Origin of the sequence: Colwellia asteriadis (assembly GCF_039523295.1) — a bacterium.
Taxonomy (GTDB): Bacteria; Pseudomonadota; Gammaproteobacteria; order Enterobacterales; family Alteromonadaceae; genus Colwellia; species Colwellia asteriadis.
The window spans coordinates 321,066-347,076 of sequence record NZ_BAAAFA010000002.1; the positions used below are offsets into that span (position 1 = coordinate 321,066).

Genomic DNA, 26,011 nt, shown 5'->3' on the forward strand with positions numbered 1-26,011 from the left:
GATGTAATTTTTTATTTCCTTGATTTTAAATGGTTTTTTGTTGTGGTTCGCTTTTTGCTTAAGCGGAGGGTCCAGAAGACATTATTTTTATAAAGGAATATTAAATGTACACGAAATTCTTTAACAAACCAAAGTACTTATTAGGCGCTTTAATCCCTGCTATTTTTTCTTTCAACGTTTCAGCTACTGTCATAGATAATACCTTTGATGGCGGCATTCCTGCCAATTGGGGCTGTACCGGAAATTGTGGTGTTGCTGGTGCCGATGGTGTAGTTACTGCGGCCCCAACCGGTGCTAATAACTATGGTTGGGTTTCAACTGATAACGGTGTAAATGGTGTAGGTTTAGACGGGTTAGTTGGTACTGATGGTTCAGTATTAACGTCTAACTTATTTGCAGCTAATGCAGGGGATGATTTAGAGTTCTTCTTTAACTATGTAACTAGCGATGGTGCTGGTTATGCTGATTATGCATGGGCCCGTTTACTTGATGAGTCATTAAACCAAGTTGCTATGCTATTTACAGCTAGAACTAAAGAAAGTGGTAATATTGTTCCGGGTATTGGTATGCCTGCACCTGAAGCAACATTGAGCCCAGGTAGCGTTGAAATTATCGCCGGAGCGCCAAGTTGGTCGGTTTTAGGTAGTGATTCAAATAGCTGCTTTAGTTCAGGTTGTGGTTATACTGGTTGGGTGCAATCTAACTACAGTATTTTAACAGCCGGTAGTTATTATTTAGAGTTTGGTGTTACCAATTGGACAGATACGGCCCATGATTCAGGCTTAGCTTTTGATGGTATTACTATTGCTGGCGTTGCTATTGATCCTGTCGCTGTTCCTGAGCCAGCAGGTGTTGCATTGTTTTCATTAGCTCTACTTGGTTTAGCGCGTATTAAACGAAATAGAGTTTAATGTTATTTTAAATAAACATTAATGAAAAAGAACAAGCCAATCAATAATTATTGATTGGCTTTTTTGTGTGTACTGCCTTCTTCTCTTATTAATATCCCTACATATTGAGAGTGTTTTATTAATAACTTACACTAATTCCTCATACGGCTTGTTTAGATGAGCTTGCTGCGGCAAAATATGCAAATCGTTAATCTAACATCAACTACTTAATAGAGTGATTTAACAACCATGAGTGAACAACTATCAACGGCTATTTCAATTGCCGAAAAACAAATTAGTCAAATGCTGACCATGCAAGATGCAATGAATAGTCGAGTAAGTGATACATGGCGCGCTAATGGCTATGAATGGTATCGCGCAATTTGGGTTGAATGCGCAGAGATGTTAGATCACCACGGTTGGAAGTGGTGGAAACATCAAGAAATTGATGTTGCTCAAGTTCAATTGGAGCTAGTTGATATTTTCCACTTTGGTTTAAGTTTACGCTTAATGACAGGTGATGATGTCGCTAAAATAACGAGTGATTTAGCGAAAGAACTTCACCAAGGTACTGCGGAAAGTGACTTTAAAATTGCGCTAGAAAACTTGGCGTCATCTGCGGTTACAAAAAAAGCTTTTGATGCTAAAGCACTAGCCGATTGCATGTCATTAATGAACATGGATTTAGATGAATTGTTCCGTCAATACGTAGGTAAAAATACGTTGAACTTTTTCCGTCAAGATCATGGCTATAAAGAAGGTAGTTATATTAAAATTTGGCACGGTGAAGAAGATAATGAAGTGTTAGCTCAATTAGTTAATGAGCTCGACGCTGGAGCTGATAACTTCCAACAGCAGCTATACGCAGCGTTAGAGGCTAAATACCCAAAAAACTAATTCATATAACAACCTTTGGCATAAATTCTGCTTGGTTCACTGTAAGTAGTGCGCTTTATCAACAAATAGGGGTAAAGCGTCAAGAATTTGCATGCTGGAGATAGTTATGGAATTTATTTTAGTGGCGTTAATCAGTTTAGTTGTTATTGTGGCGGTGTTGGCGAGTCGTTTAAATGATAATAGTTTTCCCTTTCCCTTTGAAGGTAAAAGTACCATATTTACCTCTGCTGAGAAAAACTTTCAAAACTTAGTTGAGCAGGCAATGGGCTCTCAATACCGCGTTGTTAATCGTGTTAAATTAAGTGATATTCTCTCGGTACGTAGTGGTGTTTCTAGTCGAGCGAGCCAAAGTGCCATTAATAATGCTGAAGGGAAATATATTGATTTTGTGATTTGTGATCGCAGTTCAATGAAATTATTAGGTGCTATCGACTTAGTAGACACTCAAGGCAAGGGGTATAAAGTCAAAAAAGATTGGTTTGTCAGTGGTGCCTTAGAAGCAGCCTCTATTCCACATTTACGTATTAAAGTGAAAGCAAATTATACCTTAGATGAGATTAGAGCCTGTATTAATAGCAGGTTACTTGGACATAAAGCTACTAATTATACGCCAGAGCCAAAAGTTAAAGGCCGTATTATTCCTGCTCCTATGGTACGCGCAAGAAATAAAAGTGTTGGTGCGTTAAGTAGTGCCTCTACGCAAGCACAACTTAACCCAGAGTTAGCTGCACAATTATCATCTCAGTCATCTAGATTACCCACCGGACAAGTGGCTTTGCCTCATTAATTCCTATTAGATTTATTGAGCCACTTCATCGGTACCTTTAAGGTATAGGTGTAGTGGCTTTTTTCGTTGCATTATTAGTTATCCCTATAACAAGGTCGCACAATGGTCTTGCTTAGGTATATAATCATTCCAATATAAATTTAGCTTAAAGAGACCCTTATGAAAGCAGGTATTATTGGCGCTATGGAGCCAGAAGTTGCTATTTTAAAAGCAAAACTTGTAAATAGCACAACAAGTACGTTTGGTGGTTATGATTTTTATCAAGGTCAACTAGATGGTAGTGATGTTGTTATTGTACAGTCAGGTATTGGTAAGGTCGCAGCGGCCTTAGCTACGGCGATGTTGATTAATAAGTTTGATATAGATTACGTCGTTAATACAGGTTCAGCAGGCGGTTTTGATCCTACATTGAAAGTGGGTGATATTGTGGTTAGCTCAGAAGTACGCTATCACGATGTTAACTTAACCGCGTTTGGTTATGAAATAGGGCAGTTACCTGCTAATCCTGCTGCATTTACTCCTCACCCTACATTAGTAGCAGCGGCTACATCAGGTATTGAGCAATTAAGTGGTGGTAGCAATGACCTTAAAAGTATTACCGCGGTAAAAGGGTTAATTACCACCGGTGATACCTTTATGACCGCAGAAGAAGATGTAGCTAAAGCGCGAGCTAATTTTCCGACCATGGCAGCAGTTGAAATGGAAGGTGCTGCAATTGCACAAACATGCTTGCAATTTAATACACCATTTGTGGTTATTCGGTCTCTTTCTGATATTGCAGGTAAAGAGTCACCGCATACTTTTGAGGAATACTTAGAAACCGCCGCGGTTAACTCTTCGCAATTAGTGATGAACATGCTACTTGAGCTAAAAGGTAAAGATCTTAACTTACCGGCTTAAAGTAATATTAATATATGGAGTGAGCCTAGCTGTTGCCTGCTCACTTTGAGTTAACAATTACATTAGGTGTTAATGGAAGTAAAATAATGGCGCTAACGGAAATAAATGATTTTAGCTACCAAGTGATCATATTACTTGTTGTGATGTTAACTAAGTTGACGATATCACGTTTTATTGAACATGAGCCATTACGTTTTTTTCAGTTTTACTGTCAGCAACTAAGTAATAAAGTAAATAAGTCGAGCAATAGTGCTCAACAACAAACTGTTGCTGGCTTTGTGGCTATTGTGGTTACGTTACTACCATTGGCGGTAATATTATGGTTGTTTGCTGATTTTGTCGCGTTAGACTACCTATGGCATGGTCTATTACTTTATTGTGCTTTTGGTGGTTTTAGCTTACAGCAAACTACTAAGCATATAGCGCAAGCAATAGTAGGCAATCAAAGTTATGTGGCTAAGCAAACATTAGCGCCTTGGGTCTTGAGAGAAACAGAGCAATTATCTGCTGTTGGTTTAAGTAAAGCGGCTATTGAAATGCAGTTGCTAAGAACGCTGCAACAAGGCTATACGGTTGCTTTTATTTTTCTCACCTTAGGACCTTTAGCTGCTCTGTTGTATCGTTTATTACTTGAAATGCATTATTGCTGGAACCCTAAGTTAACTCAATTTAATCATTTTGGTTATTGCGCTAGTGTATTGGTTAATATATGCCAGTGGTTACCCGTTAGACTATTTGCGTTGCAGCTTTTGATATTTAATTTAGGGAAGAATTTTTTACTTTTTTGGCGCTTGAGTAGAGGCTTTATTTTCCAGCTTAATAACAATATAGCTATTTTATTATTGGCGTTAAGTTTAGAAGTGAAACTGGGGGGCGTTGCTATGTATCAACAAACCAAACTGCGTCGAGTTAACTTTAATGATTTAGCGCAGCAACCCAAAGTAACTGATATTATTCATGCGAACAAACAAATAAAACAAGTTATTGCCATGAGCTTATTGTACGTCATAACCTTAGCGGTAACCTGTACGTTCATTAATATGTAATAGCATTTTGAATTGTTAAAACACATCAACTATAGAATTGATACTAGTGTAGAGGCCTACGTGTGGTTGAGTTACTTTTTTGGTTAGATATTTTTGGTATTATCGTGTTTTCTTTCTCAGGGGCACTGATGGCGGGCCGCTATAAACTTGACCCTTTTGGTGTTGTTGTACTAGCGTCGGTAACCGCGATAGGTGGCGGTACAATTCGTGATGTTATCTTACAAACACCTGTATTTTGGTTGGAGAAAACCTATTATCTCTATGTTGTTCTAGCGACAGCGTTACTCACCATTGTACTTATTCGTGAACCGAAACGCATTCCTAAGCGGTTTTTATTAATTGCCGATGCTTTAGGTTTGGCATTATTTGCTGTATTAGGCACGCAAAAGTCACTCGACTTAGGTGCTGCTACACCTGTAGCTATTGTTTTAGGGACAATTACTGGCGTGGCTGGCGGTATGATACGTGATGTATTGTGTAACGTGATTCCTATGATTTTACGCCAAGAAATTTACGCGCTAGCGGCGATGTTAGGTGGTGGATTATTTGTTTTATTAGAGTATTTAGCGTGGTCAGAAAGTCATGCGCTGATAGTTTCTATATCGGCAGCCTTATTGTTACGCTTGGCTGCAATATATTGGCATGTTTCGTTACCTGCTTTTCATATTCCTGATAGTGAAGATACTAAATAAGCACATCGAGATTTTCACCTCGACGTACTTAATATTAATTTAATGATGTAATACAGTAGTTGATTAAAATAAGTAACTAATGCCAACATTTGATGAAATAAAACTTAAATCACCTAAGTCTTGGTAGCGTAAACCTGCATTCATACCAATGCCCATATCCCATTGATATTGCCAACCTGCCTCAAGAAGTGTACCAACCCCATTGTCGCCCTCAATATTGTAATCGTTTAAACTAAAGTCATAATCATAATATTGTGCACCAATTTTGCCATATAAACTATTGCGCTTCGAAATAGGTAAATTGCCTTTTATAGCAATAACTGCGCTATTAAGCTCAAATTCATTAGCACGTAAATTAAAGATATTTTGATTACTATTAAATGAACATGTCCAGCTATTGTCATCTTCATCCTCATCACAATCCCAATCATCAAACTCTGTAGCACCCGAATAAGCTATTTCAAATGATATATGTTCAAAAGCTTGATAATTATAATAAAGGTAAGATTGTATAAAACCATCACCATCTTTACTCGAGTTTTTATATTCGCCACTGGCAATACCAACATTAATGCCTACGCTATGCTTACTTTCTTGGCTAAAGGCAGCAGTACTAAATAATGCTATTGATAAAAGTGATAAAGCGGGTAGTAAACGTTTCATTAGAGGTCCCTGTTAAAAGATTTTGTTAGCGTGATTATCTGGGGATTTTAAATGATAAACTGTCAGTCAAGTGTGATAATTATGTAAGTAAGTGTAAGCGTGAGGGTAGGCGTAACGCTTCTATTGTTGGTAGGCATTACTCATGTCTTGATGAGCTTTTTCGTACCAGCCTTCTTGAATATTAACAGGGGGAAGAGCTTCAATTTCAATGGTTCCTGAGGTCGCGCTTTTATTTGACTCGTTGTAAATAGATAAAATATTTTTTATGACAACAGGCTGAGCTTTCAATTTTAACTTCTCGACTAATATTTTAGTGCCAGGCTCGAAGGGCTCTATTTTTCCTGTTTGTGAGCGAGTACCTTCTGGAAAAATAATAACTTTTTTGCCTTTACATACTTTCACGTCTTTGAGCAGCTTAATAATGGCGCGTCGATCTTTTTGATCTACAGTAATATGGCCCACTAAATTAACAATACGTGAAACAGGCCACCGGTCCATGATACCTGTTCGCCCTACAAAGCGGACATCATTTCCGACAACTTCTTCTAGTGAGAATATGTCGGTCATGCTTTGGTGATTGACAATGAGAATATCAGTATCAGCGTCAATGCTACCGCTTAAATTAACACGTGCGCCAGCACTGCGAACAATTCTAATACTGAAGAAACGACGTAAACGATTAAAGGTTTTACCATGCTGTTTACATAGCGATAAAGCAACTGATTCAGTAGCTATGGTGATATACATGGTGTATTTTTTTAAGTAGAAAGCAAGCATGTCCAGATTTACAGAAGCAATAAATTAGGCTTCGATCCCCCAACCGTCATTGTAGCCTGAGTGTTGAGACGCTATTTTTTCGAAAGCTTCTTCTTGCGCTATGATGGCATCATAGGTTGGTATCATTTTGATAGTGCAATCTACATCCCATACGTTAGGCGTTTCATCGGGGTGAAGTGATGATGTGATTTCTGGGTGGTTTTCACTGAGGTATTTAACCATTGCTTGGGCTTGTTCTTTCTGCTCGAATAAATGAAAAAACACCACACTGTGCTCTATAGCTAGGTCAATACCTGCTTGCTGCATTTCTGCCAATACTTGGCCTGTTTCATCATTTGGGAAGGTCATAGTTAAATATAAGTACAGTATTAAAAAGGGTCATTATAAACAGAGCTTATGAATTTGAATAGTGAATAATACTATTGAGGTAAATAAGTCGGTTGAGTTGATTGTTATCAGCTAGGTTATTTAGGGTATTGTACTAGCATATCATTGACGGCTTGCTGAATTTTCTCATTGATTTCTTGGCTGTTATCTTTGTCTTTAATATTTAAAGGCTGAATGCTACGCCACACCGACCTCCTCCTGTTTGGGTCAACTAAATCAATAATCAAACTGTTTACTTTTACGGTGAGTCTATCGCTGCCCTGGTGCCAGTTATTAGCTTGTAAGCATTGCTGGCAAAACAACACCGCTTTGTTATAACGCTTATAGTCAGAAGGGTTTTTAATCATATGATAGGTTACTACAATATCTGCATCTTCAGGTTTAGTGTAGTGAAAGTTTCGACGCTCCATGCTTTTTTCTATCGCTATTTCAATGCTATTTCGGCGTGTATCCGCCAAGTTTTGCGTATCAGTAAAGTCTGAGTTTCTATGATAGATACTATAGCTAGTGACAGCTGAAAAGTTGAATTGGGTATGAAAAATAGCATTGTCACTGGTACTACATGCAGTAAATAAAAGTATGAGGCTTGTTATGATAATAGATTTATAAAACACGTTTATTAAATATTAATGGTGGCGTTAGGCAGTCAGCGTAACAATTACTGCAACCGTTTAACAGAAAAACAATGGGTTAATGGTTCGCTAATTATATATTGCTTAACTACACTTAAAACTATCTTGTGACTTTGGTGTGAAGTGAACTGTTGTGATGCTATTTCCTCTACAGTACCGTGGAATTTATTGTCGTTCATTGCTGTTGGTTATACTGTGCTGTTGCTTTCATATTTCTGCGTATGAAAATGAAGCCGCCTTACTTGAGAAGAAAATAGCAGTTAGTGATGATGAAGCTAAAATAGCCTTAATTATTGACTACATCCGTGACGGAAACCGATTTACACCAGAAAAGTCTATTACTTATGCAAGTGATGCTTTAAACATTATCGGGCCAAATCATGCCAGCCGAGCGACTCTCTTAAATTACTTAGCCTTATCATATTATCATTTAAATGAATTTACGAAATCGCGAAGCTTATTGGAAGAAGCATTAATTATTGCCCAACAACAAAAAAATATACATGACGAAATGTTAGTGTTGATGAGTTTCTCTTTACTGGCTAATGAGTTACGAAATCACGATGAAGCTCTTGTTTACATTGGAAAAGGTTTGAACTTTGCCCAATCGCTAAATGAATTGCAATTTATGGGGGACTTTAATGCTCTCAAAGCAACGGTCTATAGCGAGAGTTATAATAGCGATAAAGCAATTGAAGCAGCGTTGCTTGCTTATCAGTATTATCAACAAACTAATGATGTTGAGTCTATGGTTCAAACTCTAAATAATAGCGCGAGTATTTATCGTAGTTTTGGTGCGCTTGATAAAGCGCTAGAGTACCAACTAAAAGCCTTATCCCTAATATTAACAACAAGTAACGTTAAACAAATTGCGATTAATTACAACAACATTGCAATTTTGTATAAAGATATCCAAGACTATGACAATGCAATTACTATGCACCTTGAATCTTTAAAAATAAAAATGTCTATAGGTTACCTACGTGGTCAAGTTTATTCACATAATAATCTTGGTGAAGCTTATCGTTTAGCAGGGAAAACAAGTGAGGCATTAGAGCACTTAACGCAAGCAGCTCATTTAGCAGATCGAATTAACAGTCAAAAATTATTACATTACTCTTACTTGTATCTAGGTCGATTACATCGTGATGTCGCTGAGTATAAGATTGCTGCCATGTATTTAAATAAAGCTATAATTTTTTTTGAAAAGACTAAGCGCACTAGCCGTCTATCAGAAGCTTATTTAGCTTTAGCTAAATTACTACTGGCAGAGGAAGAACTTGAGTTATCAATAGATGCGGCTAGAAATAGCTTACTTTACGGTAAACAGAGTAGTAAGAATGTTGTTGTTCTTCAGTCATACCAAATGTTGTCTACTTTATATGAAAAGCTAAATGATTATCAAAGTGCACTAGCAAATGAAAAGGAGTTTCAACGATTAAAAGATACAATTTTTAATGAGCAGCAGCAGCGCTTTATGCAAACATTAAGAGTGGAGTATGATGTTGAACAAAAGCAGCGAAAAATTACTGACTTAATACAGCAAAATAAAATATCAACCTTGGAAGTTGAGCAAGAAAAAACACGTGGCTATGTCTATGTTATGTCATCATTATTTATATTTAGTTTAATTGCTTTCTTTTATTACCGCCTCAATCAGCGTAAGAAATTAGCCGATAAACGCATCGCTTTGGAGAAAATACAAGCGAAAGAGCAAGATTTAAGAGAGCTTAATGCCAATTTAGAAAGTATTGTTGAACAACGAACGCAATCACTAACAACTACAAATAAAGCACTTGAAACAACCTTATTAGATTTAAAAAACACTCAAGATAACTTAATTGAAGTAGAAAAAATGGCGTCTTTAAGTAAGTTAGTTGCGGGTGTTGCTCATGAAGTGAATACGCCTCTAGGTACTATAGTTACAGCCTCTTCTTTTTTAAACGAATCTTTAGCAGCATTCAAAAGTACTGTTGAGAATAATGAAGTTACTCGCGATGGTTTAAATACATTTTTAATGGCCGTAACGCAAAGTTCGCAGTTAATAGCGAATAATACAGCACGTAGTGCAGAATTAATTAGTGAATTTAAGCAAATCAGTATTGAAAAGCGTTCGGACCCCCCACAGGCATTCATTCTTGCAGACTGCATTGAAAAAGTGATGACTTCTTTACTCGCAAAGGTAATGTTTAAACGAGTTAATTATACATTAACACTGCATGGTAGTAGCGCTATTACTAGCTATTCAGCGTACTGGTTACAGATATTAGAAAGTTTATTGAGTAATACTGTTGAGCATGGTTTTTCAAATGATGAGCAGCGAATCAATGTTACGCTAACGATTGAGGAATGCGATAAACATATCAAAGTTACCTATACTGATGATGGCTGTGGGATACCACAAGATAAAGTACATGATATTTTTGAGCCGTTTTATACTACGCTACGCCATAAAGGTCATGTTGGCTTAGGTTTGCATATTATTTATAATATGGTTGCTCAAACATTATCGGGCTCTATGCATTACCAAGAGAAGAAAAAAGGAGCGTGTTTTGTGATTGTATTACCCCAAACACTATCGTTAGTTGCTGAAAGCAATGAGCAACATTAATTCCATTTTGACTCGTTTTAAGGGAGTGTTGTAGTAGACCAAAAAATACGCTGGATTTGAGTGTTATTTTCTTTAAATAAAGTTGTTAATAATGTATTAGGCGTTGGCATAGTTATGCCCATTGATGCTCTGGGTAAAGGCAAGTATTGCTTTTCATCTGAAAATAAATGCATTCTTGCTAAGAATAACGGGTCACTTAAGCTATAAAAATAATCACCTTGTAGTGTGACTGAACACCAACATTGTGCAGGCGTAATTGTGAGTTTCTTTTTAAAAGCGTTTGCGGTACTTTTGTTTTTTTCGTAACTCAAACTTAATAAGTTATTGTTATTGATGTAAAAGATATCACCACTATCATTCTTGAGCAGTTTTTGCCCACCTTCGAATGTTAATTGAGTCTTGTTGCGGGTAACCAAATTAAATTGCCATATTTGACTGACTTTATCTTGTATTGTTGAATAAACAATACTTTGATCGTTATTAGTCCAAAGGTAACTACTGGCCTTGGCTTGCTTTAGTTCAGGTATCTCGTGCAATTTCCCCGTTTTTAAATCAATAAATTCAAGCTGATTATTACGACTAAATAATAGGTAATTTTCGTTGTCTGATAACATTAGCACATAAAGAGCTTGTTGTTCTTTAGCATCAAAGTGACTTATTTGCCTTTCTTCAGAACCATTTGCTTGCCAAATTTGATACTGATTTGTTCTACTTGAGATAAAATAACGAAGGTTTGGCTCTTTTTTTGAGTATATCGGGTAATAGTCGTTACTGTCCGAACTGTTCAGTATTGTGACGTTAGGCTCATTTTCGCGGAAAATATTATCCACTCGAGCTATTTGCATTTGATTGCTGCCCGCTTGAGATGAAAAAAACTGGTTGTTATCAAGAAAGTCAATGTGACTCAGATATTGCTCTAGTGGTAATTCAATTATTTTACTATTTTTATTTTTGATATTAATAAAATGTAAGTTCCTTCCTTTTAATACACCAATATGTTCGCTATCAGGTAACCAAGCGAACGTCATGTAATCTAGCTCTTTTTCTTGCTCATAAAGTAGATTTTGTTCTCGCGTTGTAAGATCAAATAGGTATAGCTTTGCTGGGTTATTTCGTTCATGCCATTGGTATAGTAAATAACGACCATTAGGTGAAATAATCATTCGTGCAACGCCATACTGAGCATCACCGGAAGGTACAAGAACCGTATTTTTTTGAGTTTGAATATTATATTGGTTTATTTCTTGGCCTAGTTGTTTGTCATCAAGCTCAAGGTAAAACATATTATTACCCTTAGCGCTTAGCTGAGCCATACCGCGAGCTTGCTTATCGCATGCTTTAATAAGTGTTGGCTCAGGAACGTTATTAATATCGCTAAGATTGAACGTTGCATAATGACATGTAGATTTAAAGTCACTAATTTCGGTTAATAATACCTGATTTTGTGGTTGCCAAGACATCGCTGAAATATAAAGATTCTTATAACTTAGCTTGATTTCTTTCTTTGTAAGTAAGTGCTTAATAAAGGTGCTGGTTATACCTTCACTCTTATTTGTGTAAGCTAAAAAGTTTTTGTCGGGAGATACCAAGGGTAAGGTTTCTGCGCCTATATTCCAGGTGGCAGCAGTAAAGCTTACATTTTCAGCTTTAGATATTAACTTTTCAATTGGCTCTTTTAGCTTTTTTTGCTCGCTAAATGTACTTTCGCTGGCGTTGTTAGCTTTTTCGCTATTGTTAAGGCTAGGTTGCTCATTAAGCTGCTTAAAGTCGATAAAGATATTAACTACTAACAGTAGCACTACTAGTATCAATAACCACTTATAAGGTGAAGGCTTTTTTGTTTGAGTGTTATTTGATGGGATAGCGGGCGATGATGTTGTTACATTATCAAGTAGTACGTTATTTTCAGCGACCTCAACGGTATGAGGCTCTATTATATCAGTAGCTTTATTCTCTGTTAGATTAGTATCGTTAATTGCTTGTGTTACTGGCGTTTGGGCAGGTTCCTGTTCTTCTTGTAATAGCTGTGGCGTTACCGTAAGAGAATAACCTTTACGATAATGAGTTTTGATTAAGGGGGCTTTATGCTCTGGATGGCTAAGTTGTTTACGTAGCTCTGAAATAGCACGATTTATTGCATTATCATCAACAAAGTTTTGCTGCCATACTTTTTCAACTAATTCTTGGCGAGGAATAATACGATCAGGTTGACTAATAAAGTAAGTAATTAGCTTGAAAGTTAGTGGATCGAGCTCTTTTTCAATGAGACTTGAAGAAATAACGCAGCGAGCAGGTAAAAATAGCCAAGGTCCGATTTGATATTGCACAAATTATCACTAATAAATAACCAAGGCTTTAAATTAACATTTCAATAACGAAAACTCAATTAAAATATATTAATTAATAAGTTACCTATAAACCTTATGGAGTTATAAGGTTTTGATAAGGTTTGTTTTTTTTGGTTTTTAATTGATGCTGTTTTGTTTTTTTATCTTTATTTTACAGAAGGTTATGTTTTATTTTTGTGATGGATTTAATGCTAATGCTTCAATAAGCGACTTATGCTCTTAGGTTGCTAAAATAGCCTTCGTTAACATAATTATAATCAGTAAAGTGAATAAGCTAACAAAGCGATAACTAAGGAAAACACTTAGTCGCAATATATATGTCAGCCAAACTTATAGAGAAAGGAATAAACATGAAAAAGACATTTACCTTAAGTGCAATTGCCGTTGTTTTGATGACTGCTTGCTCACAAACACCTTCAACAAATACGTCAACGGCCTCACCGCAATTAGCGCCGCTAACGAGCTTAGCTGTTAGCCCAAATGATCAGCGTGAATATCGAACATTAAAGTTAGCAAATAATATTGAAGTTATATTAGTATCGGATCCAACGACTGAAAAATCAGCGGCAGCATTAAATCTAGGAGTTGGCTTACTTCAAGACCCTATGGAGCAACAAGGTTTAGCCCATTACCTTGAGCACTTACTTTTTTTAGGTACTGAAAAATACCCAGAAACTAACGAATATGCAGAGTTCCTTAAAGAAAATGGCGGCACAATGAATGCGTCAACATGGATGACATATACAAACTATATGTTCAAGGTTAATAACGACGCCTTTGATGAAACATTAGATAGATTCTCAGATTTTTTCAAAGCACCAAAGCTTTACCCTGAATATACTGATAAAGAGCGTAATGCCGTTAATGCTGAGTGGTCAATGCGCGGTGAGCTAGACTTTTTTGCTCAATTTAAGCTATCAAGAAGTATGATGGGCGATCATGCCGCTAATCGCTTCTTAATTGGTAACCTAGAAACCTTATCGAATAAAGAAGGTAGTAATCTTCACCAAGAAACTGTCGACTTTTATAATAAGTACTATTCAGCGAATATTATGAAAGTGTCTATGGTAAGTAACTTACCTTTAGATGAAATGGAAGTATTAGCGACAAAACACTTTACAACGATTAAAGATAAAGGCATTGAAAAACCTCAAGTTAAACAAGCGTTAAACTTTAAGGAACTTGCGGGCAAAAAAATATACTTTAAACCTAACCAAGATGTTAAGCAGTTAAAGTTAGATTTTACTATTGCTAATAATATGGCGGACTTTAAAGTAAAACCTAATCACTTTGTCTCTTATCTATTAGGCTCTGACATGCCTGGCACACCGGCACAGTTACTAAAAGCTAAAGGTTGGGTTAGTTCACTAGATGCTGGTGCTTCACCAAATCATTATGGCAACTACGGTGAATTAAGTATTACGTTAGATCTGACTGACGAAGGCATGAAAAATCGCGATGAAATCGTTGCTATGGTGATGCAGTATATTGACCTAATTAAAGCACAAGGTGTTGATGAAAAGTATTATCACGAAATAAAAACCTCACTGGATAACGAGTTTCGATTTTTAGAGAAAGGTGATGAATTTAGCTATGTCGCCGACCTAGTTAATAGTATGCAAAACTACACAACCAATTATGCGATAAATGCACCATATTATTATGAAAAGTTTGACGCACAAGCGATTGATAATGTTTTAGCGCAATTAACACCAGAAACCCTACGTATTTGGTATATCAGTAAAAATGAAAAAGTCACTGAAAAACAACACTTTTATTCAGGCGAATACCGTATTGAAAACATTAATGACGCTGAAGTGGCTAGCTGGAAAAGCGCGGTCAAAGCAGAGTTAGCGTTACCGTTAGTTAATCGTTTACTACCTGAAAACTTTGATATTAAAGTGCAAAACACTAACCAGCAAAAACCTGAGTTGAAGGTTGAACGTGATGGCGTGAAGGTGTGGCATTACCCAAGTAAGTTATTTGCAGAGCAACCTAAAGGTATTATTAAGGTTGATATTAATAGTGGTGAAGCCGCGAGCGATATCAATACTCAAGTCGCTTTGGCAATTTGGCAAGATACCTATAACTTAAAGCAAAGCCTACTGATGTCTGAAGCACAAGCAGCAGGAATTAGTATTAAAGCATCTGCAGGCAAAGGTATGACTTTATTTGTTGATGGCTTTACCGACAAACAAAGCGTGCTATTAACTAATTTAATGCAAGAGTTATCACCTAGTATAGATGAGCAAAGCTTTGCCCAAGCAAAAGATAGGTATATGCGTGATATCGCTAATATTCAAATGCAGTTTGCTTTTCGTCAAATTAAAGGTGCTTTTGCAAAAGTTGCGCAAAAGGACAAGTTTGAAAATAGTGTATTAATTGATACAGCATCGTCGATGACTTTAGCGGACTTCAATAAGGTGATTGCTAAAATGACTAAAAATAATCAACCACGAGTGTTTGCTTTTGGTAACTATAGTACCGCTGATTTAGAGCAAGTAGCCTCGGTTGTGAGCAAGGCGCTTGGCTCTGACAGACAAGAAACCAGTTTCGCTAAAAGCGTACTGTTACAACCTAAACCAGGACAAGTGCTGAGCTACCAGAAAGACATTGCTGCGGCGGATATTGCCTTATTCGATGTGCACTTTCATGCCGATAAAGGTTATAAGTCTTTAGCAACAGCAAAAATTTTAGCGAACCATTTTTCATTTGAAGCGTTTAACCAATTACGCACCGAAGAGCAGCTAGGTTATGCGGTAGGTGCAACTGATTATCCATTAAATGAATATGCGGGTATTGGGCTTTTTATTCAGTCTCCGGTCATGGACTTAGCCCAAGCGCAAACACGCTTTGATAAGTTCAAGGTAGAATACAAAGTACTACTTGATAACCTATCACAAGAAAGCTTTGATAAAATGAAGTCTGGTGTATTAATGAGCCTGACAGAAGCCCCTAAAAACTTGTATCAAGAGATTTCTCCAATATTCGATGATTGGTCAAAAGAAAACTGGGACTATGACTCAAAAGCGAAGTTAATTGCACAAGTTGAGCAAGTAACCTTGCAAGACATGAAAAACTTTTATCAGGCAACATTAGCTAATCCAAATGCTGCGCGGGTTAATGTGCAACTGCGTGGCGCTAAATACCAAGATAAGCCATTTGCTAAATTAGCTAATCAAGTGGTTATTACTGACGCAGCCAAAGTTGCTAGTCAGGTTAACTACCAGCATTAGGCAGTGTGTGAGTACCTTGTAAAATAAATACACATTTATAGGGCGCTCTTGTTGAGTATAAAATACCAGTCAATTGATTCGACTGGTATTTTTTTATCTATTAATTATCAAAAGGGAAAGTGCGTTATTAGGTTAAATAATCTTTGATAGATGAAGTAATAAATTTCGTCCTTTCGTTAATTATGGATTTGTTGCAAAAGCTTAAGTAGATTGACTCATATACTGGGACTGATAAGGTATGAATTCGAATTTTACTTTGCTTTGAGAAGCTGTGTGCAGCATATAATGGTAAAATCGTAAAGCCAATACCATAGCTTATTGGTTCACAAATTAAACTGATCTGATTTGAAAAACCTTTATGCATAAATTGATTTACATGATCAAACTCAACAAAATTTTTACTTAATAATAATTGCCCATGATGGCTTGCATCGGGGTGCGATATAAACCCCAACTGCATTAATATTGGCCAATCTACATGAATAATGTCAATAGGTGTAATAAGGACTAAAGGCTCAACTGAAATTTCCTTACTATTTACAGACGCTGATTTACTTATGTCGGTCATTAAGCCTAAATGACACTGCTGCTCTATAAGCGATTTTTCAATCGTAGTATTGGGCGCGAAGGTATAATCGATAATAAGATCAGGGTGTTTTTTTTGTAACGTAAGTAAATACGGATATAGTTTTAGGCCAATGCTCCCGGGTGATTGTATTTTTATTCGCCCTTTATATTTATCATCTTTTTTTATTTCTTGTTCAAGCTTATTCAACGATATTAAAAGTGCTTGTCCTTGCTGATAAAGCTTTATCCCAGCCTCGGTTAAGGTAAATGACTTACCTTCTCTAAGGAGTAGCTCAGTAGACAGTTGGCTTTCGAGTTTTTTGACGTGTTGGCTAACACCTGACTGTGTCATATAGAGTCTTTGTGCTGTTAATGTGAAATGACCTACATCAACGAGGGTGCAAAATGTATGTAACCAAGTTTGATTTATCATTACAGGTTGTACTCATTATTATAATAAATGATTATTTTTAGTAATGTACTATGTGTTTTATTATTTTACTATCAACTTTGAGAGGAAAATAATATGAGTAAAGCGTATCCCAGAACATTTTCACATATTGGTATTTCGGTGCCTAATTTAGAAAAGGCCGTTGAGTTTTATACTGAAGTATTAGGTTGGTATTTAATTATGCAACCAACAGAAATCATTGAAGACAATAGCCCTATTGGTGAAATGTGTACTGATGTCTTTGGTGTCAAATGGAGTAAATTCAAAATTGCTCATTTATCTACAGGTGACCGTATTGGGGTTGAGTTATTTGAATTTGCTAATCAAGAAAGCCCAAAAAACAATTTTGAATATTGGAAAACAGGCGTATTTCACTTTTGTGTCCAAGATCCTAACTTAGAGGAACTAGTTGAAAAGATAGTGGCGGCTGGCGGTAAAAAACGCATGAAAGCACCACGTTATTATTATCCTGATGAAAAACCTTACCGTATGATTTACATGGAAGACCCTTTTGGCAATATTCTGGAAATCTATAGCCATAGTTATGAGCTGACTTATGCTGCAGGCGCGTATTAATATTAGTATTTAATTACCTCTTTTCAAGCCGCTAAACGGTAGCGGCTTTTGTTATTTCATCTCCTTCATTTATCTAAAAAATGCACTTCTGTTAGTAAAAAAAGCAATATAAGGTTTTGATAAGGTTTGATAAAAATAATTTTAAAACAATAGCTTATGTTATTTCTTTCTCATAAATATATCGCTATTGCTTTGGTAAGCGACTTTGCTGTATCACTGCTTTAACCTTGCTCTTGTCAACAGCACAGGACGACAAAAACGAAGTATTAAAGGGCGTAGGCTAAACGAAGTTTAACTACATTAATCAATACAGAGTCACACAACTACAAAGGTAGATATTATGAAAACTATATTAAATAAAAAACTAACAACAATTACGTTAACTGTTTTATTGTCATCAATGAGCCTATCGCTTAGTGCGGCTCAAGTGACTCATGAAATGAAGCGAGAAATGAGTAAGGTTGCCGTACAAAGTATTGAGCAATCGATGCCATCGCTTATTGCTGAGATGGAAAAACCAGCCACGGAACATAATGCCGTAGGACAAAAGAAAACGTTAGCGGAACTATTACTGTCTATTTCAGAAAAAGAGATTTAATGGTTTGTTACGTGATTAAAATAGCAACGATAATTATATTTATTGTAGTATCTTACATAGCTTTTAAAAAAGAGGAACGTAGCAAAAGCTTTTGGCTTAGCGTATTAACTCTTTTATTTATTGGCTTGGGCGGTACAGGCATGATTGCAAGTATAATGCATAATTTTCAGTCCAATTAAAAATACAATTAAGTAAAAAATTAGCGGCATCTAGCGTTAATTAAACATATTTACAGTATGCAAAGTAGCATTAGCGAACTAAGGGAATAAAAATGAAAAAATTTACAGTAAAAAAAATAACTACGGCAATTACAGTATGTGCAGGACTAATCTTTTCTTGCGCGGCTAATGCAGAATCATCAGTATGGAAAGTATCCAAAAATAATGATGTTGTTTATGTTGGTGGCACAATACACATTTTACCCGTGTCAGAATTTCCTTTGCCGGCAGAGTTTACTGATGTTTATAAAATGGTAGATGCTATTGTGCTTGAAACTGAACTGCCCGATCAAACCGATACCAATTTTCAGGCGCAAATGATGCAAAAAATGAGCTACGCTAATGGTAAAAAGTTAACTGATGTTTTGTCGAAAAGAACCTATCAGCAGTTGAGCGAATATATGGCAGGGTTTGGCGCTAATTTGAATGATTTAAGCGGTTTTAAACCTGGCTTTATTACTACCATGATGGCAATGATGGAAGCACAGCGTTCAAATATTTCGGGTGAGGGCGTTGATGCTTATTTTAATCAACTAGCGGTCAAGGATAATAAAGGCATTGAGTATTTAGAGACCATCACTTTTCAGCTAGAAATGTTATCAAATATGGGGCTAGGTAACGAAGAAGCTTTTATGAAATCTAACTTGTCACAAATGAAAGATTTTAAAAGTATATTTACCCAGCTTATTAAAGCTTGGCGTATAGGTGATGAAAGTGCTTTAGCAGATATTGTTATTACGCCGATGCAGGAAGACCCGCAAACATTAAAACTATTACTTAGCGATCGTAATAAAAACTGGTTGCCAAAAATTGAAGAAATGTTTACAGATAACGACAAAGAATTCGTCTTAGTAGGTGCAGGGCACTTAGTTGGTGACAATAGTGTACTAGCGCTATTGGAGAAACGCGGTTACAAGGTCGAAAAATTTAAATAACCTGAACTAGGTTTAAGAAGTATTTAACAAATTGAAATATCAGCAAAAATTACTTTTCTGAACCGATAGCTTGATAGTTTTTCTTCTTTTCATATGATAAGCAAGGCAAATTTCGCGTCAATAGGGAGCTATTGCAAGTAAATTTAACGAAGAAGTCAGGAAAAGTAGCTGCTAGAGAAACATTTGTTAAGCCGAGCTCAGGTTAAATAACCGATGTATTGTGCATATCCGTAAAAAAGCCACGTTAATAACTTTATTAACGTGGCTTTTGTTTACTTTAAAGAGTATTAGTTCAATAGCTAGAGTAGGTTATTTCACTGTAACTCGAGCAAACTTACGTTTACCTACTTGATATACTGCTTCACTACCAGCAATCACTGTTAAGTTACGGTCTGTTATTTTTTCACCGTCAATTTTAGCCGCGCCTTGCTTTATCATTCGAAAGGCGTCAGACGTGCTGGCAACTAAACCAACTTCTTTTAATAGATTAGCAATACCAATTTCACCACCTTCGGCCGTTAAGCTTAACTCAGGCATGTCATCAGGTAATGCGCCTTTTTGGAAGCGATTGATAAATTCATCGTGTGCAGCTTGTGCTGCTGCTTCGTCGTGGAAGCGAGCAATAAGCTCTTTGGCTAAATCAATTTTAACGTCGCGTGGGTTTTTGCCCTCGCTGATTTGTGTCTTGTAGCTCTCAATTTCTTCAAGAGGCTTGAAGCTGAGAAGCTCGTAATAACGCCACATAAGTACGTCAGAAATCGACATTATTTTACCAAACATTTCTGTTGGGCTATCGGTAATGCCAATATAGTTACCTAGTGACTTAGACATTTTTTGTACGCCATCTAAACCTTCTAGTAATGGCATCATTAATACGGTTTGTGGGCGTTGCCCTTCAGATTTTTGTAATTCTCGTCCCATTAACAAGTTAAATTTTTGATCGGTACCGCCAAGCTCTACATCTGACTCAAGCGCAACTGAATCCCAACCTTGTACTAATGGGTACATAAACTCATGAATAGCAATAGCCTGACCGTTAGCGTAACGTTTTTTAAAGTCGTCACGTTCCATCATACGTGCAACAGTTTGGCGAGATGCTAGCTGTAGCATACCTGCAGCGCCTAATTTCTCCATCCAAGTAGAGTTAAAGGCAACAGTTGTTTTTTCAGGATCTAGAATTTTAAAAACTTGTTCTTTGTAGGTTTCAGCATTGGCCAACACATCTTCTTTGGTAAGTGGCTTACGTGTTACATTTTTACCTGTAGGATCGCCAATCATGCCGGTGAAGTCACCAATTAAGAAAATAACTTCATGGCCTTGTAATTGAAATTGACGTAACTTATTAATAAGTACAGTGTGGCCTAAATGTAAGTCTGGAGCCGTAGGATCAAAACCGGCTTTAATTTTTAATGGTTTACCACTTTTTAATTTTTCTAGTAACTCTTCTTCAACTAATATTTCTTCTGCGCCGCGTTTCAGCTCTGCAAACGCTTGATTGACATCTGTCATAATTCAGCTCCACTGGCTATCATTTTGAATTTACTCTAATGCGATAAAAGTAGATTCAAGGTAATAAGTTTATTTTATGGTCGAATTCTACTGCACTTTATTAGTAGGTTAAAACCTTTAAGTGAGTTTTCGTGTATTTATCTTAATAAAACTAATTTTAGGGAAGTGCAGAGAGGTAAATAACTTGTCTTAATAGTGTGGTAAGTAAAATAAAAAAGGCTTGTATAACAGGGTATACAAGCCTTGATTTTGATTCATGTTAAAACAGAATAATTATCTTTATAGCGTAATCTATTCTTTTATGCTCTTAATTTGAATCGGTTAACAAGATTTTTCATTTGATCAGATAACTCATTCATTCTTGATGCTTTTTCTGATGTTTGATTGGTCACATCTAAGATTTCAGATGATGAACCACTGATCGCTACCACATCTCGAGATATCTCGATGGTTGTAGCAGATTGCTCTTCACACGCGGCAGCAATTGAAGTAATCATGGCCTCTATGCTTTGAGTACCTGCCATAATAATATCAAGTGAATCACCAGCTTTATTCGCCAGCTCTACACTTTTGCTCGCTTGATCAATGCCTTGGTCAATACTGGCAATAACGGCGGTAGTATCTGACTGTATTGCGCCAATAGATTTAGCGACCTCCTGTGTTGCTTGGGTTGTTCTTGCTGCCAGTGTTCTAACTTCATCGGCAACAACAGCAAAGCCTCGACCTTGCTCCCCAGCACGCGCTGCTTCTATAGCGGCATTTAAGGCTAATAAGTTAGTTTGTTCAGCAATACCGTTAATAACTTGTATTACATCACCTATTTCGGTGCTACGTGCCCCCAATTTGTTGACCATTTCAGCTGTTGAATTAACGGCTTCTGAAAGTAGGTTAATACCTTGTACCGTTTGTTTAACAACATTGCCGCCTGTTGTTGCTTGTACCCCGGACTCACTCGCACTTGTGGCTGCTGCCGAGCTTTGGCTGGCAACTTCATTTACGGTTGCTGTCATTTCTTCTACTGCTACTGAAATAATACTGGCTTTATGTGCTTGTTCATTACAGCTGTTGGTCATTTCAATAGTAGCGCCAAGAATATCATTACTTGAACTAGCGACAGAATTAGAGACATTATTAATATCTTTAATTAAGTCATTAAGTGATTTAGACATAGTATTCATAGCGATTGCGATGGCACCAATTTCATCACCACTGTCATCAACAATAGGGTCTGCGGTTAAATCTCCTTCACTCACTTTGTTGGCGACATTGAGTACATTATTCAAACGCTTATTGATGTTTGTTGCTAGGTAATGAGAAATAGCAATAGCAGCAATAATCGCGATGATAGAGATAACCACTAAAGTAAATAATTGGTCATTTATAGAAGTTAATGTTTCATCTATACCTTTACTGGCGTCTACTTTTTCTTCGTCAGATGATTTATCGAGTATGTCTTCAACCACATTAAAAAGCTCTCGTTCCATTTTATCTGCAGCTTTTAAAGCTGAGGCTCTAGCGGTAGGGTCGAATTTAGCGAAGGCTTCTTCTCCTGCAGCTATTATCTTTTGAGACAGCTGGCCTATTTTTACTAGATTAGCTTGATTTTGTGGGCTTTGCTCTAGTTTTTGTAATTGCGACAAATACTCAGCTAACGATTTTTTATCTTCATCAAAAGCTGATTTTTTATTTATATCGCCGGCAATAAAACCCGTGAGTGAAGCAATTAGATCTCCTGCTTCATCAATTAACTCTAAATAAAGTACAGCACTAGATAAATCATTTTTCAAAGCTTCTTTTTTTGAAATATCTAATAGCGACTCAAGCTCGCGCACTGACGTTTTTTCAAGTTCTTTTATTAATGTAAACGCCCATCGTTCTGTTTCAGGGTTGTAGCGAGAAAAAACTTCTTCTTTAGCTTGCGCTGCAAAGGTATCAACAAGATTTTTAATTTTAGCCATTTTCTCACGATCGGTGGCTTTAGCTGATTCAATCAGCTTTAACTTTTCAAATTGTGTGTTAAATTCGGCGTAACTTTCGTTAAACACCTTTACTTCGTTTACTTCTCCAGTCAAATATTCAAGCATACTCGATTGCATATCACCGACTTCATCGAGTACTTGTAAATATAAAATAACGCCAGGGATATCGTCGCTTTGTACCTCGTCAACTATTTGTTGTATTTTTTGGCTTTTAAGCCAAATTACGGTGGAGATTGTTAGCATTAATAATATGACTATTGCAAAGCCAGCGTAAAGACGTTGAGAAATAGTTAATTTCATTATTTATTACCTTGTTTAATACGGTTATATTTTTGCACATGAGTCTTGTAATCCTTTACTTATCGCCTCTATTACCTTTTACTTTAGTTAGTATTTCGTATTTTGCTAAATTTATATTTACCTTTTGATAATAAGCTTTTGGCGACATTTGCTATTTTTTTTTGATATAGTGGTTATTTATTAATGTTTTCGCTTTCCATATTTGAGTAGTCCCTTTGAGTAGTTCCTTGAAAAAAATATTAGAAGTTTTCTCTCAGCTTCCTCTGAAGCATCGCATTGTTATTGGCTTTTTTAGTTTGTTATTTTTAGTTTTTTTACTAATGCCCAGTAATAACAGCCAAGATGATGTTACCGACTTAGCTGTCGGTAAACGATATGAAGTTAAAAGTTTGGGTAACAGTATTGAGCATAGCGCCATTGACGATAGCAACCCAAGCCCTTCAAATAGCAAGGTAAAAGATCTGCCCTCTTTAGCGAGTGATAACGATGCAATTGAACGCGGCACATTAGTGAGCGAAGCAACTAAAACCATAAACCCCCCAACACCAAATATGGCAGATGAAGAGCCGCCGGTTGTGGAGTTGAATTGGCAAACAGTAAAAGTTAGAAGTGGTGACTCGTTAGCAAGAATATTTAAACGTTTGGGTTTCAGCGCTCAAACAACCTATGCAGTTAGTACGGCAAAAGGTGAAGACAGTAAATTACTGAAAAAGCTAAATGTTGGCGATGAATTACGTATTGCAACGAATGATACTAAGCAATTAGCAGCGCTTGAATATCCCTTATCTAAAACTGATACCTTATACATTAATTTAATAGGCGATACTTACCAATCATCTAAAGAAGTCAAAGCGGTAGAAATACGTGAAGCTTTTAGCCATGGTGAAATATCTTCAAGCTTTTGGAATGCAGGGGTGGGTGCAGGTTTAACTGATGCACAAGTGATTAATTTTGCTAACGTCTTTGGTTGGGATATTGATTTCGCACAAGACATTAGGGCTGGTGATAGCTTTAATGTGGTTTATGAGCAGCAATATATTGATGGTGAATACATAGGAACAGGCAATATTTTAGCCGCTGAGTTTGTTAACCAAGGTGAAGTTTTTCAAGCGGTACGCTTTAGCGATAATGAGTATTACACTCCAGATGGCAAAAGTATGCGTAAAGCTTTTTTACGAGCCCCGGTTAATTTCAAATATATTAGCTCAAGCTTTAAGCCAAGACGCTTTCATCCCGTACAAAAACGTTGGAAAGCTCATCGTGGTATAGACTATGCTGCCAAAACTGGCACACCGGTAGTTGCGGCAGGTAATGGTAAAGTGACCCATGCAGCTTATAATAAATATAATGGTCATTATGTTTTCATTCAGCATGGTAATGGTATTGTGACTAAATATTTGCATTTTTCTAAACGGGCAGTAAAAAAAGGACAGCGTGTTAAACAGGGGGAAGTGATTGGTTATGTCGGCGCTACTGGTTTGGCGGCAGGGCCTCATTTACATTATGAGTTTTTATTAAATGGTGTACACCGCAACCCACGTACCGTAAAACTGCCAGATGCTCAGCCAATTGCTAAAAAATATAAAGCGGAATTTCAACGTATTTCGGCGCTACGTTTACAAGCTTTAGCGGGTGCGAGAAATGCCTTGAAATCTACTCAAAAGACTACAGGTATTGCAAGCAACAATGAGTAAGGTTAAGTATTATATTGGGCTAATGTCGGGAACCAGCGCTGATGGGGTTGATCTTGCTTTAGTTGATTTTACGCAAGGTTGCCAAAATTTGATAATCGCTGGTAGTTATTATCAAGCATACACTCCTGATATTGTTGAAAAAATAACGTCACTTTATAACCCTCATAATAATGAAATTGATCGCGCATATAGCTTAGACGTAGAACTAGCTCATATTTTTGGTGATGCGATACGCGCACTGCTATTGCAGGAAAACCTTACAAGCGAAGACATTATTGCCATAGGTAATCACGGGCAAACTATACGCCACCGCCCAGACTTCCCCCATTCTTTTACCGTACAAATAGGTTGCAGCCAAACCTTAGCTGTATTAACAGGTATTAAGGTGATTGGACAGTTTAGACGTAAAGATATGGCACTAGGCGGACAAGGTGCGCCTTTAGTACCTGCGTTCCATCAGCATATTTTTTCAGAGCCTAGCCAAGATGTTTTTGTAGTGAATATTGGTGGCATTGCCAATATTACTTTTTTACCTGAGGGTAATGACAAGCAAGTGTTGGGGTTTGATACCGGCCCTGGTAATGCATTATTAGATGATTGGTTTAAAGAAAATCATCTAGTAATGGCTGCTTCAACTGATAGTGATCATAAAAGCTATGATGAAAACGGTCATTGGGCATCAACAGGCAGCGTTAACTTGGCATTGCTAAGCCATCTTCTTCAAGACTCTTATTTTGCTTTACCGGCACCGAAAAGCACGGGGCGAGAATATTTCACGTTAAATTGGCTTTTTGCACAATTAACTGACTTTTCAATTAAACAAAACCAAGCCTTAAAGCCTAACGACGTGCAAGCAACACTGGTGGCACTAACGGCTCACTCTATTGCGAACGAGATTATTAAGTTGTCAGCTCAAGGTAACATTTATCTATGTGGCGGCGGCATTCATAATCGCGCTTTGATGCAGCAACTTAAGCAGGCGTTAATTGTTCAAGGGGGGTTAGCGTATGAATTATTATCAACACAAGAACGTAATATTGATGGTGATGTGCTTGAAGCAACGGCTTTTGCATGGCTTGCTTACGCCTATGAGCATAAGCTAATAAGTAGTATTTCGGCTGTTACTGGAGCTCGGGTCGCTTGTACTCTAGGCGTTGCCTTTTACCCTTAAGTAAACATAAATATCATCTGGAAAAATCTCTAATGTACTCTATAGTTGGTTGATGGTCGAAATAAAAGCTCAGTGATAATGAACTTAATCGACTTATATCCATCTAACTTAGACAGGGTTGATACTTTTACAGATCACACCTGAAGT

Annotated in this window: 21 protein-coding genes; 13 read left to right on the top strand and 8 right to left on the bottom strand. The window is 36.9% G+C overall.

The window, feature by feature from the left end:
* Positions 1-104 precede the first annotated feature (104 nt).
* From ABD005_RS04560 to ABD005_RS04585, 6 genes are all read left to right on the top strand, one after another.
* Positions 105-911, top strand: a complete 807-nt coding sequence (locus ABD005_RS04560) for an NF038132 family protein (protein ID WP_343815477.1) — start codon at positions 105-107, stop codon at positions 909-911.
* 228 nt (positions 912-1,139) lie between these two features.
* Entirely contained in the window at positions 1,140-1,787 is a 648-nt protein-coding gene (locus ABD005_RS04565; protein ID WP_343815480.1) for a dUTP diphosphatase, read from the top strand.
* A gap of 106 nt (positions 1,788-1,893) precedes the next feature.
* Positions 1,894-2,574 (top strand): DUF2726 domain-containing protein, encoded by a 681-nt coding sequence (locus tag ABD005_RS04570; RefSeq protein ID WP_343815483.1) that lies wholly within the window; start codon positions 1,894-1,896, stop codon positions 2,572-2,574.
* Positions 2,575-2,733: 159 nt separating this feature from the next.
* Positions 2,734-3,474, top strand: a complete 741-nt coding sequence (mtnN, locus tag ABD005_RS04575; RefSeq protein WP_215980689.1) for a 5'-methylthioadenosine/S-adenosylhomocysteine nucleosidase — start codon at positions 2,734-2,736, stop codon at positions 3,472-3,474.
* 86 nt (positions 3,475-3,560) lie between these two features.
* Positions 3,561-4,520: a cobalamin biosynthesis protein CobD/CbiB gene (locus tag ABD005_RS04580; RefSeq protein WP_252738934.1), complete on the top strand. Its 960-nt coding sequence runs from the start codon at positions 3,561-3,563 to the stop codon at positions 4,518-4,520.
* A gap of 62 nt (positions 4,521-4,582) precedes the next feature.
* On the top strand, positions 4,583-5,212 hold the full coding sequence (locus tag ABD005_RS04585) for a trimeric intracellular cation channel family protein (protein WP_215980688.1): 630 nt from the start codon (positions 4,583-4,585) through the stop codon (positions 5,210-5,212).
* Positions 5,213-5,275: 63 nt separating this feature from the next.
* On the opposite strand, the gene ABD005_RS04590 is transcribed toward ABD005_RS04585, so the two are convergent.
* The 4 genes from ABD005_RS04590 to ABD005_RS04605 all read right to left on the bottom strand — a co-directional run bounded on the left by ABD005_RS04590 (position 5,276) and on the right by ABD005_RS04605 (position 7,653).
* Entirely contained in the window at positions 5,276-5,875 is a 600-nt protein-coding gene (locus ABD005_RS04590) for an outer membrane beta-barrel protein (protein WP_343815489.1), read from the bottom strand.
* Positions 5,876-5,995: 120 nt separating this feature from the next.
* Positions 5,996-6,622 (bottom strand): lysophospholipid acyltransferase family protein, encoded by a 627-nt coding sequence (locus ABD005_RS04595; protein ID WP_343815492.1) that lies wholly within the window; start codon positions 6,620-6,622, stop codon positions 5,996-5,998.
* A 54-nt stretch (positions 6,623-6,676) separates the two neighbouring features.
* Positions 6,677-7,000 (bottom strand): ribonuclease E inhibitor RraB, encoded by a 324-nt coding sequence (locus ABD005_RS04600; protein WP_215980685.1) that lies wholly within the window; start codon positions 6,998-7,000, stop codon positions 6,677-6,679.
* Between the two features lie 116 nt (positions 7,001-7,116).
* Entirely contained in the window at positions 7,117-7,653 is a 537-nt protein-coding gene (locus tag ABD005_RS04605; RefSeq protein WP_343815496.1) for a DUF4136 domain-containing protein, read from the bottom strand.
* Positions 7,654-7,807: 154 nt separating this feature from the next.
* On the opposite strand from ABD005_RS04605, the gene ABD005_RS04610 reads away from it, so the two are divergent.
* Complete coding sequence (locus tag ABD005_RS04610; RefSeq protein WP_343815649.1) at positions 7,808-10,282, top strand: tetratricopeptide repeat protein; 2,475 nt, start codon at positions 7,808-7,810, stop codon at positions 10,280-10,282.
* Between the two features lie 17 nt (positions 10,283-10,299).
* Here ABD005_RS04610 and ABD005_RS04615 read toward each other — a convergent pair whose 3' ends face one another.
* Positions 10,300-12,609 (bottom strand): winged helix-turn-helix domain-containing protein, encoded by a 2,310-nt coding sequence (locus ABD005_RS04615; RefSeq protein ID WP_343815499.1) that lies wholly within the window; start codon positions 12,607-12,609, stop codon positions 10,300-10,302.
* Positions 12,610-12,980: 371 nt separating this feature from the next.
* Between ABD005_RS04615 and ABD005_RS04620 the strand changes: the two genes are divergently transcribed.
* Entirely contained in the window at positions 12,981-15,866 is a 2,886-nt protein-coding gene (locus tag ABD005_RS04620) for an insulinase family protein (protein ID WP_343815502.1), read from the top strand.
* 127 nt (positions 15,867-15,993) lie between these two features.
* Here ABD005_RS04620 and ABD005_RS04625 read toward each other — a convergent pair whose 3' ends face one another.
* Positions 15,994-16,866, bottom strand: a complete 873-nt coding sequence (locus tag ABD005_RS04625; RefSeq protein ID WP_343815505.1) for a LysR family transcriptional regulator — start codon at positions 16,864-16,866, stop codon at positions 15,994-15,996.
* Between the two features lie 93 nt (positions 16,867-16,959).
* Between ABD005_RS04625 and ABD005_RS04630 the strand changes: the two genes are divergently transcribed.
* From ABD005_RS04630 to ABD005_RS04640, 3 genes are all read left to right on the top strand, one after another.
* Positions 16,960-17,460, top strand: coding sequence for a lactoylglutathione lyase family protein (locus ABD005_RS04630; protein WP_343815508.1), 501 nt, complete (start codon positions 16,960-16,962; stop codon positions 17,458-17,460).
* 340 nt (positions 17,461-17,800) lie between these two features.
* On the top strand, positions 17,801-18,058 hold the full coding sequence (locus tag ABD005_RS04635; RefSeq protein WP_343815511.1) for a hypothetical protein: 258 nt from the start codon (positions 17,801-17,803) through the stop codon (positions 18,056-18,058).
* A gap of 271 nt (positions 18,059-18,329) precedes the next feature.
* Positions 18,330-19,211 (top strand): TraB/GumN family protein, encoded by an 882-nt coding sequence (locus tag ABD005_RS04640; RefSeq protein WP_343815514.1) that lies wholly within the window; start codon positions 18,330-18,332, stop codon positions 19,209-19,211.
* Between the two features lie 309 nt (positions 19,212-19,520).
* Here ABD005_RS04640 and tyrS read toward each other — a convergent pair whose 3' ends face one another.
* Positions 19,521-20,720, bottom strand: a complete 1,200-nt coding sequence (gene tyrS / locus ABD005_RS04645; RefSeq protein ID WP_215979870.1) for a tyrosine--tRNA ligase — start codon at positions 20,718-20,720, stop codon at positions 19,521-19,523.
* 299 nt (positions 20,721-21,019) lie between these two features.
* Positions 21,020-22,999 (bottom strand): HAMP domain-containing methyl-accepting chemotaxis protein, encoded by a 1,980-nt coding sequence (locus ABD005_RS04650; RefSeq protein ID WP_343815516.1) that lies wholly within the window; start codon positions 22,997-22,999, stop codon positions 21,020-21,022.
* 236 nt (positions 23,000-23,235) lie between these two features.
* Here ABD005_RS04650 and ABD005_RS04655 point away from each other — a divergent pair, with 236 nt between their 5' ends.
* Positions 23,236-24,693: an OapA family protein gene (locus ABD005_RS04655; RefSeq protein WP_425544879.1), complete on the top strand. Its 1,458-nt coding sequence runs from the start codon at positions 23,236-23,238 to the stop codon at positions 24,691-24,693.
* On the top strand, positions 24,686-25,864 hold the full coding sequence (locus ABD005_RS04660) for an anhydro-N-acetylmuramic acid kinase (RefSeq protein ID WP_343815520.1): 1,179 nt from the start codon (positions 24,686-24,688) through the stop codon (positions 25,862-25,864). The genes ABD005_RS04655 and ABD005_RS04660 overlap by 8 nt, the downstream gene beginning before the upstream one ends.
* Positions 25,865-26,011: the final 147 nt, after the last annotated feature.

Coding starts and splice junctions, on each gene's coding strand:
- ABD005_RS04590 (WP_343815489.1), bottom strand. CDS start 5,875: ATGAAACGTTTACTACCCGCTTTATCACTTTTATCAATAGCATTATTT.
- mtnN (WP_215980689.1), top strand. CDS start 2,734: ATGAAAGCAGGTATTATTGGCGCTATGGAGCCAGAAGTTGCTATTTTA.
- ABD005_RS04595 (WP_343815492.1), bottom strand. CDS start 6,622: ATGTATATCACCATAGCTACTGAATCAGTTGCTTTATCGCTATGTAAA.
- ABD005_RS04635 (WP_343815511.1), top strand. CDS start 17,801: ATGAAAACTATATTAAATAAAAAACTAACAACAATTACGTTAACTGTT.
- ABD005_RS04660 (WP_343815520.1), top strand. CDS start 24,686: ATGAGTAAGGTTAAGTATTATATTGGGCTAATGTCGGGAACCAGCGCT.
- ABD005_RS04620 (WP_343815502.1), top strand. CDS start 12,981: ATGAAAAAGACATTTACCTTAAGTGCAATTGCCGTTGTTTTGATGACT.
- tyrS (WP_215979870.1), bottom strand. CDS start 20,720: ATGACAGATGTCAATCAAGCGTTTGCAGAGCTGAAACGCGGCGCAGAA.
- ABD005_RS04625 (WP_343815505.1), bottom strand. CDS start 16,866: ATGATAAATCAAACTTGGTTACATACATTTTGCACCCTCGTTGATGTA.
- ABD005_RS04570 (WP_343815483.1), top strand. CDS start 1,894: ATGGAATTTATTTTAGTGGCGTTAATCAGTTTAGTTGTTATTGTGGCG.
- ABD005_RS04640 (WP_343815514.1), top strand. CDS start 18,330: ATGAAAAAATTTACAGTAAAAAAAATAACTACGGCAATTACAGTATGT.
- ABD005_RS04565 (WP_343815480.1), top strand. CDS start 1,140: ATGAGTGAACAACTATCAACGGCTATTTCAATTGCCGAAAAACAAATT.
- ABD005_RS04580 (WP_252738934.1), top strand. CDS start 3,561: ATGGCGCTAACGGAAATAAATGATTTTAGCTACCAAGTGATCATATTA.
- ABD005_RS04630 (WP_343815508.1), top strand. CDS start 16,960: ATGAGTAAAGCGTATCCCAGAACATTTTCACATATTGGTATTTCGGTG.
- ABD005_RS04650 (WP_343815516.1), bottom strand. CDS start 22,999: ATGAAATTAACTATTTCTCAACGTCTTTACGCTGGCTTTGCAATAGTC.
- ABD005_RS04600 (WP_215980685.1), bottom strand. CDS start 7,000: ATGACCTTCCCAAATGATGAAACAGGCCAAGTATTGGCAGAAATGCAG.
- ABD005_RS04610 (WP_343815649.1), top strand. CDS start 7,808: ATGCTATTTCCTCTACAGTACCGTGGAATTTATTGTCGTTCATTGCTG.
- ABD005_RS04560 (WP_343815477.1), top strand. CDS start 105: ATGTACACGAAATTCTTTAACAAACCAAAGTACTTATTAGGCGCTTTA.